The organism is Streptomyces sennicomposti (genome assembly GCF_019890635.1).
Lineage (GTDB): Bacteria > Actinomycetota > Actinomycetes > Streptomycetales > Streptomycetaceae > Streptomyces > Streptomyces sennicomposti.
In genome coordinates, this window is sequence record NZ_JAIOAB010000062.1 from 34,056 (window position 1) to 44,464 (window position 10,409).

General features: G+C 74.2%; 12 protein-coding genes. 8 read left to right on the forward strand and 4 right to left on the reverse strand.

Features of this window, described 5'->3' with window-relative positions; genetic code table 11:
* Positions 1-2: 2 nt before the first annotated feature.
* Positions 3-125 carry a type B 50S ribosomal protein L36 gene (ykgO, locus tag K7787_RS26295; RefSeq protein ID WP_009193042.1) on the forward strand — a complete coding sequence of 41 codons (123 nt, stop codon included), beginning with the start codon at positions 3-5 and terminating at the stop codon, positions 123-125.
* An 87-nt stretch (positions 126-212) separates the two neighbouring features.
* On the opposite strand, the gene K7787_RS26300 is transcribed toward ykgO, so the two are convergent.
* Together K7787_RS26300 and K7787_RS26305 are read right to left on the reverse strand one after the other, a co-directional pair.
* On the reverse strand, positions 213-689 hold the full coding sequence (locus tag K7787_RS26300) for a GNAT family N-acetyltransferase (protein ID WP_223003169.1): 477 nt from the start codon (positions 687-689) through the stop codon (positions 213-215).
* Between the two features lie 119 nt (positions 690-808).
* Entirely contained in the window at positions 809-2,254 is a 1,446-nt protein-coding gene (locus K7787_RS26305; protein ID WP_223003170.1) for a glyceraldehyde-3-phosphate dehydrogenase, read from the reverse strand.
* A gap of 252 nt (positions 2,255-2,506) precedes the next feature.
* Between K7787_RS26305 and K7787_RS26310 the strand changes: the two genes are divergently transcribed.
* The 6 genes from K7787_RS26310 (at position 2,507) to K7787_RS26335 (ending at position 8,062) form a co-directional block, all read left to right on the forward strand.
* Complete coding sequence (locus K7787_RS26310; protein ID WP_043262446.1) at positions 2,507-3,568, forward strand: PucR family transcriptional regulator; 1,062 nt, start codon at positions 2,507-2,509, stop codon at positions 3,566-3,568.
* Positions 3,569-3,868: 300 nt separating this feature from the next.
* A complete protein-coding gene (locus K7787_RS26315; RefSeq protein ID WP_164393278.1) occupies positions 3,869-4,414 on the forward strand; it encodes a hemerythrin domain-containing protein in 546 nt (181 codons plus the stop codon).
* Entirely contained in the window at positions 4,411-5,520 is a 1,110-nt protein-coding gene (locus tag K7787_RS26320; RefSeq protein ID WP_009193047.1) for an NADH-quinone oxidoreductase subunit B family protein, read from the forward strand. The genes K7787_RS26315 and K7787_RS26320 overlap by 4 nt, the downstream gene beginning before the upstream one ends.
* 110 nt (positions 5,521-5,630) lie before the next feature.
* Positions 5,631-5,837 (forward strand): hypothetical protein, encoded by a 207-nt coding sequence (locus tag K7787_RS26325; protein WP_009193048.1) that lies wholly within the window; start codon positions 5,631-5,633, stop codon positions 5,835-5,837.
* Between the two features lie 154 nt (positions 5,838-5,991).
* Positions 5,992-6,138 (forward strand): hypothetical protein, encoded by a 147-nt coding sequence (locus tag K7787_RS26330; RefSeq protein WP_009193049.1) that lies wholly within the window; start codon positions 5,992-5,994, stop codon positions 6,136-6,138.
* A 232-nt stretch (positions 6,139-6,370) separates the two neighbouring features.
* Positions 6,371-8,062, forward strand: coding sequence for a sulfite oxidase (locus K7787_RS26335; RefSeq protein ID WP_223003171.1), 1,692 nt, complete (start codon positions 6,371-6,373; stop codon positions 8,060-8,062).
* Between the two features lie 87 nt (positions 8,063-8,149).
* On the opposite strand, the gene K7787_RS26340 is transcribed toward K7787_RS26335, so the two are convergent.
* Positions 8,150-8,899: an anti-sigma factor gene (locus K7787_RS26340; protein ID WP_223003172.1), complete on the reverse strand. Its 750-nt coding sequence runs from the start codon at positions 8,897-8,899 to the stop codon at positions 8,150-8,152.
* Positions 8,896-9,480 (reverse strand): sigma-70 family RNA polymerase sigma factor, encoded by a 585-nt coding sequence (locus tag K7787_RS26345; protein WP_164388929.1) that lies wholly within the window; start codon positions 9,478-9,480, stop codon positions 8,896-8,898. Before K7787_RS26345 ends, K7787_RS26340 begins: the two co-directional genes overlap by 4 nt.
* A 271-nt stretch (positions 9,481-9,751) precedes the next feature.
* On the opposite strand from K7787_RS26345, the gene K7787_RS26350 reads away from it, so the two are divergent.
* Entirely contained in the window at positions 9,752-10,294 is a 543-nt protein-coding gene (locus K7787_RS26350; protein ID WP_019983628.1) for a hypothetical protein, read from the forward strand.
* Positions 10,295-10,409 lie beyond the last annotated feature (115 nt).

The window sequence follows — 10,409 nt, forward strand, 5'->3', positions numbered from 1 at the left end:
CCATGAAGGTACGCAAGTCCCTGCGCTCGCTGAAGGCCCGGCCGGGCGCGCAGGTGGTGCGCCGCCGGGGCGTGGTCTTCGTCCTGAACAAGAAGGACCCCCGCTTCAAGGCCCGCCAGGGCTGACGGCGGACGCCGAGCGTCCGGGCGGCCCGGCCCCTCACCGGACAGGGGCCGGGCCGCCCGGCGCGTGCACGGGTCCGAAGAGGCGGCTCAGGCCCCGCCGCCCAGGGCCTTCAGCGCCCCGTCCGTGAGCCGGTACACCGTCCACTCGTCCTGCGGGCGGGCGCCCAGGGCCTCGTAGAAGCCGATCGCCGGGCGGTTCCAGTTCAGGACCGACCACTCCAGGCGCTCGTAGCCGCGCTCGACGCAGAGCCGGGCCAGCTCGGTCAGCAGCGCCCTGCCGTGGCCGCCGCCGCGCGCCTCCGGGCGGACGTACAGGTCCTCCAGGTAGATGCCGTGCACCCCGCGCCAGGTGGAGAAGTTGAGGAACCACAGCGCGAAGCCGACGACCTCGCCGCCGGCGTCCTCGGCCTCGTGCGCGTAGGCGGCCGGGCGCTCGCCGAACAGGGCCTCGGTCAGCTGCTCCGGCGTCGCCCTGGCCTCGTCGAGGGCCTTCTCGTACTCGGCCAGCTCGCGGATCAGGGCGTGGATGACGGGGACGTCGGCGGGGATCGCGGTACGGATCATGCGCCGAGTCTCACACAGCCCGGCCCGCCGGCCCCGGGGAGGGTGCGGTGGTACGGCGGCGGCCCGGCGCCCCTCGCGGGGGACGCCGGGCCGCTCGGCGGACCGGGCCGCCGCGGGGATCAGACCGCCGGGGCCGGGTACGTCGGGTACTCCACCCCGGAGACGTGCTGCACGACCCGGATGACCTGGCAGGAGTAGCCGAACTCGTTGTCGTACCAGAGGTAGAGGATCGCGTTGTCGCCCTCCACCTTGGTCGCGCCGGCGTCGACGATCGAGGCGTGCCGCGAGCCGATGAAGTCGCTGGAGACCGCGTCGGGGGCGGTGGTGAAGTCGATCTGGCGCTTGAGCGGCGAGGTCAGCGACACCTCGCGCAGGTGGTCCAGGACCTCCTCGCGGGTGGTCTCGCGGGCCATCTGGAGGTTGAGGATCGCGATCGAGACGTCCGGCACCGGCACCCGGATGGAGCTGCCGGTGATCCGCGCCTTCAGGTCGGGCAGCGCCTTGGCGACGGCGGAGGCGGCGCCGGTCTCGGTGATCACCATGTTGAGCGGCGCGGAGCGGCCCCGGCGCTCGGACTTGTGGTAGTTGTCCAGCAGGTTCTGGTCGTTGGTGAACGAGTGGACGGTCTCCACGTGGCCGCGCCGCACGCCGAACTCGTCGTCCATCGCCTTCAGCGGCGGGACGATCGCGTTGGTGGTGCACGAGGCGCAGGACAGGATCCGCTCGTCCGGCTTGATCGTGTCGTGGTTGACGCCGTGCACGATGTTCGGCACGTCGCCCTTGCCGGGGGCGGTCAGCACGACCTTGTCGATGCCGGGGCGCAGGTGCTTGGACAGACCCTCGCGGTCGCGCCACTTGCCGGTGTTGTCGATGAGGATGGCGTCCTTGATGCCGTACGCCGTGTAGTCCACCGAGGCCGGGTCGTCGGCGTAGATCACCTTGATCGCGTTGCCGTTGGCGACGATCGTGCTGCTGTCCTCGTCGATGGTGATCGTGCCCTGGAACTGGCCGTGGATGGAGTCGCGGCGCAGCAGCGAGGCCCGCTTGACGATGTCCTGGTCGCCGCCGCCGCGCACCACGATCGCGCGCAGCCGCAGACCGTTGCCCGAGCCGGCCTTCTCGATCAGCAGCCGGGCGACCAGGCGGCCGATGCGGCCGAAGCCGTAGAGGACGACGTCGCGGCCCTCGCGCCGCTCGATCTTGTCGCCGCCGGTGGCCCCGGCGACGGCCTCGGCGGTGAACTCCGCCACCGACAGGCCGCGGTCGTCGGCCTTGTAGGTGGCCGCCAGCATGCCGATGTCGATCTGGGACGGGCCGAGGTCGAGCGTCGTGAGGGTCTCGAGGAACGGCAGCGTCTCGGTGACCGACAGTTCCGCGCCGGCGATCTGCCGGGCGAACCGGTGGGTCTTGAGGATGCTCACCACCGACTTGTTCACCAGCGAGCGGCTGTGCAGCAGGACGGTGACGTCCCGCTCGCGGTGCAGCTTCCCGATCATCGGGATCATCGACTCCGCGATCTCCTCGCGGTGCTTCCAGTTGGTGAACGAGTCGTCGTTGACAGTCACAGGTTTCTCTTTCGAGCTAGGCAGCGCTCATATGCTAACGCCCTGACAAGTCGATCATCACACCGGGGGCTGTCGGTGACCGGAGTCACGCCCCCGGCGCGCAGCCGGGCCGCCCCGGACCCGCTCTTCCCGGCCGGGCGCCCGGCACGGCCCGGCCGGGCACGCGGCGCGGCCCGGCCGGGGGTTTGGCACGGCGCCGTGCCGTGGGTTAAGAAGACGCCAGCGACCGATCAAGGCTTTGGGGGAGTGGCTGTGACACGGCCGGAGGGGCCCGACGCGTATCTGGAGGGCTACACCCGCATCCTGGCCGACGTGTGCGCCACCGGCCGCCGGCTCACCCGGGACGAACTGGAGGCGCTGCGCGGCCAGGGCGAACGCGCGGCCGAGGCCGGTCACGGGCTGCGCACCCTCGTCCGCCGCCACCTGGCCGAGACCCGCGCGTTCGCGCCCAGCCTCGCCGCCGCCGGCCTCGACCTGGTCCTCGCCGCCGTCGAACAGGCCGTCGACGCCTTCGCCGAGGGCCACGAAAGGGCGCAGAAGTTCGCCATGCGCCAGGAGGAGGCCGACCGCCGGGAGTTCATCGACGACCTCCTCTACGGCCGCAGCGACCTCGGCCGGCTCGCCGAGCGCGCGGAACGCTACGGCCTGCTCTTCTCCCGCGCCCACGCCGTCGCGGTCGCCGAGGGCACGCGCCCCGTCGACGACACCCACCCGGCCACCCGGCACGTCGAGACCTCGCTGCTCGGCCGGTTCGGCGACCGCCGCATCCTGCTCACCACCAAGGACGGCCGGCTCGTCTGCGTCGCCCCCGGCGACCAGGACGACGTCCTCGCCTTCTTCGCCAAGCACGCCTACGCCGCCACCGACGGCGGCCGCGTCGCCGTCGGACGCCCCCACCCGGGCGCCGGCGGGGTGGTCCACTCCTACGAGGAAGCGCTCAACGCCCTCGAACTCGCCGACCGCCTCGACCTCCGGGAACCCGTGCTGCGCGCGGCCGACCTCCTGGTGTACCCCGTGCTCACCCGCGACCGGCAGGCCATGGCCGACCTCGTACGGGACACCCTCGGCCCGCTGAAGGCCGCCCGCGGCGGGCCGCAGCCGCTCCTGGACACCCTCACCGCGTACTTCGACGCCGGCTGCACGGCCGCGGAGGCGGCGCGCCGCCTCAGCCTCAGCGTGCGCGCCTTCACCTACCGCCTGGAACGCATCCACAAGCTGACCGGCGCGGACCCGGCCGACCCCGTGCACCGCTACACGCTCCAGACCGCGGTGATCGGCGCCCGCCTGCTCGGCTGGCCGGACACCGAGGTGTGAGACCGCGCCGCGGGGCTCCGCACCCCGGCTCGTCCGGGCACACGTGTGCCCCGGGGCGGGCGCGTGTGCCGTGAGAGGCGCAGTGCCGGCCGCGGCCCGGCGGCGCGGCGGGTGTGCGACCGCGCCCGCACACGGCGGGCTGCCCAGTCCGCTCCGGCGGGCCGCTCACTCCGCTGACCCCGTACAGCGCGCGGAGCCCGGCGAGCGGTGCGAGCCTGGTGCGGGACGGACGACCCGCCCCGCGCCGGACGGCGCCCGTCGCCGACCCGTACGGCCGCCGCCCCGCACGAGGAAGGTGCGATGGACGCCATCGAGCTGTTGCAGCACGACCACCGCAGAGTGGAGCAACTGTTCCGCGACCACCGCGCCGCGGCCTCCGTGACCCAGCGGCGCGCGGTGGTCGAACTGACCGTCCGCGAACTGTCCCGGCACGCCGCGCTGGAGGAGATGGCGCTCTACCCGCCGGCCCGGAAGGTCCTCGCGGACGGCCCGCGCCGGATCGAGGAGTGCCTGAGCGACGACATGGCCGTCAAGAAGCTGCTGCTCGCCCTCGACCGGCTGCCGCCCGGCGACGACCGCGAGGGCGAGCTGATGACCCAGCTGCGGCGCGAGTTCGAGGAGCACGTGCGCGAACAGGAGGGCGAGCTGCTGCCCGAGCTGCGCGCACGCCTGACCCCGCAGCACCTGGCCGAGCTGGGCCGGCGCATCGACCGGGCCAGGCGCGGCGCCCCGACCCGGCCCCACCCGAACGCACCCGACCACCCCCCGGCGCTGACGGTGCTCGGCCCGGTGGCCGCCGCCTACGACCGATTCCGCGACCGTCTCCAGGGAAGGCCGAGCACATGACCATCGACAGCGGAACCAGCCGCGTCAGCCAGGAGCCCGAAGCGGCCGGGGAGCGGCCCGGCTTCGACGAGATCTCGATCCTGTGGATCTCCGAGGGCATGAGCTGCGACGGCGACACCGTCTCCATGACCGCCTCGGACCAGCCGTCGATCGAGGACGTCGTGCTCGGGCTGATCCCCGGACTGCCGAAGGTCAACCTGTACAACAAGGTGCTCTCGCCGAGCCTGGGCGGGGAGGACTACCTCGTCCCGTTCCGCGCTGCGGCCCGCGGCGACCTGGGTCCCTTCATCCTGGTCATCGAGGGCTCGGTCCCCAACCAGAACATCATCGAGGGCGACGGCTACTGGACCTCCTTCGGCAACGACCCGGAGACCGGCGAGCCCCTCACCCTCAACTGGTGGATCGACCAGCTCGCCCCCCGGGCCTGGGCCGTCGTCGCCGTCGGCACCTGCGCGACGTACGGGGGCATCCACGCGATGGCCGGCAACCCCACCGGCTCGATGGGCCTCGCGGACTACCTCGGCTGGGACTTCCGCTCGCAGGGCGCGCTGCCCATCGTGAACGTGCCCGGCTGCCCGATCCAGCCCGAGAACTTCATGGAGACCCTCACCTGGGTGCTCTACCACGCCGCGGGTTCGGCGCCGCCCCCGCCGCTGGACCACATGCTGCGCCCGCAGTGGCTGTTCGGCAGGACCGTGCACGAGGGCTGCGACCGGGCCGCCTACTACGAGCAGGGCGACTTCAGCCGCGACTACAACTCGCCCAAGTGCCAGGTGAAGATCGGCTGTTGGGGGCCGGTGGTCAACTGCAACGTGCCCAAGCGCGGCTGGATGGCGGGCATCGGCGGCTGCCCCAACGTCGGCGGCATCTGCATCGGCTGCACCATGCCCGGCTTCCCCGACGCGTTCATGCCGTTCATGGACGAGCCCACCGGCGGCAGCCTGTCCTCGGTCCTCATCCGGCCCTACGGCGCCTTCATCCGGCGGATGCGCGGCATCACCAGCATGGCCGTCAACAAGGAACCCAGGTGGCGCCACAACCGGGACGAGCTGACCAGCGGTTACGACCCGCACTGGCGCGCCGGGAGGGAGAGCGGGGTGCGCTGACCCCGGCCCCGGCCCCCGCTGCGACCCCGGCCCCGGCTTCCGGAGCCGACCGTGGGCCGCTCGGGCGACGACAGGACCTTCCCCCACCCACCGAGCGCGAGGAGCGGATCATGGGCAGCATCAGAGTCGGCCGCCCCGACGTGAAGCCCGACACCCCCCGGCACGTCACGGGACTGCACGAGGGCAACAAGGGCCCCCACCACCGGCAGCAGGGGCATCACGAGGACGGCACGTCCGACGCCCGCCGGTCCACCGGCATCCACTGGAAGAAGCACAACGCGATCTCGAAGACGATGCCGAACATCTCACCCGGCTGACCGCCCGGCCCGACGGCCCGCACACGCCCCGGCCGGGGAACGGACATCCGGCCGGGGGAGAGGCGTCCCGGGAACAGAGGCCCGGGCAACAGGAGTCCGGGCGACAGACGTCCGGGCAACAGGCGTCCGCGAACAGGCAGAGGAAGGAACGGGGATGAAAGCCAAACAGGTGCTGACGGCGGAGGCCGCCGTGATCGGCGGGCTGGCGCTCGCCCTGCTGGTCAAGGAACTGCCCGGCATCGTGCGCGAGATCAGGATCTGGCGGATGGTCGGCGTCCGCCCGCGCGCCGGCCACGCCTGACCCGCGGAGAACACCGGGCGCGCCCGGCCCGCGCGGCGGAACGCCGGCCGGACCGGACCCGTGCGCCCGTGCGGGGAACAGCGGACGCGCCCAGCCCGCGCGGGGGAGCACCGGCCACGCCGGACCCGTGCGCCCGTGCGTCCGTGCGAGGAACAGCGGGCACGCCCGGCCCGAACGGAGGAACACCGGGTGCGCCACCAATCCGCCCCGGCGGCGGGACCGGATTCCCCGCGTGAGGAATCAGGAGAAGGACCGGCGCGCACCAGGAACCCCGCTGCGCCTGGCACTGGGCGCGTTCAGCGGGGTACTGGCCGGGTGCGCCGCGCTGGCGGTGGCCGAACTGGCGGCCGCCGCAGTGCGCCCGCAGTCCGGGCCGGTCGTCGCGGTGGGCGGCGCGGCCATCGACCGCACCCCCGCCGCGGTGAAGGACTGGGCGATCCGTCAGTTCGGCACGGACGACAAGCTCGTCCTGCGGCTCGGCATCCTCGCCGTGCTGACCCTGCTGGCGGTGGCCCTGGGCCTGCTGGCGACGCGGTACCGGCGGGCGGGGTCCGCCGGAGTCCTCCTCTTCGGACTCGTCGGAGCGCTGGCCGCCACCGGCCGCCCCGACTCGCCCGGCCCCGCCGACGCCCTGCCGTCCCTGACCGGCGCACTGGCCGGTGCGCTGCTCCTGTACGCCCTGACCGGCCCACTCGGCCCGCCGAAGGCGCCCCGCTGGCCGGACCCCCTTAGCCGGGACCACGGCAGTCCCCGCACCCGGGACTACGGCAGCCCCCGCACCCGGGACCGCGGCAGCTCCGGGAACCGGGACCGAGATCTCGCAGGCAGCCGGGACTGGGACCGCCGGGCCTTCGTCCTCAAGGCCACCACCGCGGCGGCGGCCTCCGCGGCCGTCGGGCTGGCGGGCCGGTCGCTGAGCGGCGCGCGCGGCCGGGACGCGGCCGCCTCCCGCGACCGTGTCGTCCTCCCGCGCCCCGGCTCCCCGGCCCGCCCGGTCCGCGCGCGGGCCGGACTCCGCATCGCGGGCCTCAGCCCCTTCACGACCCCGAACCGCGACTTCTACCGGGTCGACACCGCACTGGTCGTACCGGAGATCGACGCGACCCGGTGGCGGCTGCGCATCCACGGCGAGGGCGTGCGCCGCCCGGCCGTCTACTCCTACGACGACCTGCTCCACCGGGACCTGATCGAACGGGACATCACCCTGACGTGCGTCTCGAACGAGGTCGGCGGCCCCTATGCGGGCAATGCCCGCTGGACCGGCGTACGGCTGGCCGAACTGCTCGCCGAGTGCGGGGTGCGGCCGCCGTCCCGGGGCGGACCGGCCGACCAGCTGGTGGCCCGCTCGGTGGACGGCATGACCCTCGGCACCCCGGTCGAGGAGGTGCTGGACGGCCGCGACGCGATGCTCGCGCTCGGCATGAACGGCGAGCCGCTGCCCTTCGCGCACGGCTTCCCCGTCCGCATGGTGGTCCCCGGCCTGTACGGCTACGTCTCCGCCTGCAAGTGGATCGAGGACATCGAACTCACCACCTTCGACTCCTACGACCCCTACTGGGTCGAGCGCGGCTGGGCCCGGCGGGCGCCGGTCAAGACCGGGTCGCGCATCGACACCCCCAAGCCCTTCGCCCGGCCCCGGGCGGGCACGGTGATGGTGGCCGGCGTCGCCTGGGCGCAGCACCGGGGCATCGACAAGGTCGAGGTACGGGTCGACGACGGCCCCTGGCAGCAGGCGCACCTGGCCGCCGAGGACACCCGGGACACCTGGCGCCAGTGGTCGCTGCCCTGGCGGGCGACCGAGGGCGGTCACACCCTCACCGTCCGGGCCACCGACCGCACCGGCCGGGTCCAGACCGAGGAACGCGCCCGCACCCTCCCCGACGGCGCGAGCGGATGGCACTCCGTCGTCGTCACCGTCGAATGACCGGCGACTGCGCAGGACATGACGACTGCGCATGACAGGAGGAGCCCGCCGCGACGACGGCGGGCCCCTCCTCCTTCCGGTCCGCCGTCAGGCGGGCATCCCCAGCAGGGCGACGGGCGTGGTCGTCGGCTGCCGCGACCCGCCCGCCGGCTCCACGGTGATCCCGACACCGGAAGCGCCGTCCACCGCCCCCCGCATCAGCACCGCCTGGGTGGTGCGGCCGGGGTCCATCAGGCCCGCCGAGCGCATCGTCCCGCCGTCGTCGAACCACAGCTGGTAGACCCTGCCGCTCGGCGGCCGCACCATCCCCGAGGCCATGAACACCGCCCGGTCGCGGCTCGCCGAGACGACCAGGGTCCCCGCGCCGCCGGCCACCCGGACCGAGCGGCTGCGCGCGTCCGGCGCGGCCAGCACACCGGCCACCTCCTCGGCCTGCCGCTCCGCCCGGGCCGCGTCGTGCCGGGCGTCCCGCGCCCGCTCGTACTGCCACACCGCCGTACCGCCGAGGCCCACCGCCGCGGCCAGGCACGCGGCCAGCGCCCACCGGGCCGCGCCACGCCCGCGCGGCGCGGCGCGCCGTACCCGGTGCAGCGGCGCGGCGCCCGGCGGCAGCTGACGGACGGTTCCGATGCGGTGCAGCACCCGCTCCCGCAGCGCGGGCCGGGGCGGCACGGAGGCGGCCAGCGCCAGCCGGGCCGCCGTGGCCGTGAACTCCGCGACCTCCCGCGCGCACGACGAACAGCCCGCCAGATGGCGCTCGAAGGCGGCCCGCTCGTCGTCGGGCAGCGCGTGCAGCGCGTACGCGCCGGTCAGGGCGTGCAGGTCGGTGGTGGTCACGCGGTCACCCCCAGGCAGTCACGGAGCCGGATGAGACCGTCGCGCAGCCGGGTCTTGACGGTGCCGAGCGGCAGCGCGAGCGCCTCGGCGACCTGCCGGTAGGTCAGGCCGCGGTAGTAGGCCAGGGTGACCGACTGGCGCTGCAGATCGGTCAGGGTGCGCAGACAGCGCCGTACCTGCTCCTGCTCCAGCCGGGTCTCCACCTGCTCGGTCACCTGGTCGTACTCGGGCGTCCGGTCCAGCAGCGCGGCCCGGTGGTCGCGGGCGGCGGCGGCCTCCGCCGACCGGACCCGGTCCACCGCGCGCCGGTGGGCCAGGGTCAGGATCCAGTTGAGGGCAGTGCCCCGCTCGGGCCGGTAGCGCGGCGCGGTGCGCCACACCTCCACCAGCACCTCCTGCGCCACCTCCTCGGACTGCGCCTGGTCGCGCAGCACCGCCCGGACCACCCCGAGCACGGAGCGCACCACGGCGTCGTAGACCGCGGCGAACGCCTCCTGGTCGCCGAGGGCCACCTCGTGCAGCAGCCGCTGCAGATCGGGCTCGGGCGCCGGTTTCGTGCCGATGTACACGGCTTCTCTCACGACGGTTCTCTCTCCAGGTGCGGTTGGCGGGACGTCCCCGTGTGATCCGAGGCCGCGGCGGTCGCGGATTGGTCGCACCTCATTGACGCATCCGGCCCCGGCTCCTTCGGACCGCGGACGGTGGCACAGCCGTTCGGGTGAACCGCGGATGCGGGGCGGTGGCGGCCCGCTTACGGTCGAAACCGCACACCAGCAGGGGGACCGAGCCGGGCGGCCCGGACGGCGTCCGCACGTCCCCGGGCGCGTCCGCGGCGCAGGAGGCCGGCCGACGATGAGACTCAGCAAGCCGCGTCGCCGCGACCCCGCCCGGCCACGGCTCGTGGACCGGTGGCACGAGGCGGCGGAGCGCCGGCTCACCCCGGTGCAGCGCTCGCTGATCGTCACCTGGATCTCCTTCGGCACGACCTTCGGCACCGTACGCGTCATCACGCACGGCATCCGGGGCGGCTGGCTGCCCTGGGGCGACATCTCCGCGGGCGGCCGGCACCTGCACCACTACAACCTCGGCATCGCCACGCTCGCGGCGGTGGGCCTGATCGCCGTACGCGGTGACGGGCGGGCCGTGGGACACCCCGGCGTGGCGGTCGCCTACGGCTGCGGAACCGCGCTGATCTGCGACGAGTTCGCCCTGCTCCTGGACCTCCAGGACGTGTACTGGGCCAAGCAGGGACGGCTCAGCGTCGATGTCTCGCTGGGCGTGATGTCCGTGCTGGGCGCCTATCTGACCGCCAAGCCGTTCTGGCACGAGGTGGGCCGCGTCACCCGCGACCACGTCGCCTCCGCGACCGCCCGCGGCCTGCACGGAGCCGCCTGACCACCCCTCACGGAGGCACGCATGCGCAGGAACAGACGAGCACCGCGCCGCACGGACGCCGAGACGACGCGCGCGGCCCTCGGCGGCGTCCGCGCCGGTGAGGCCGATCCGCCGG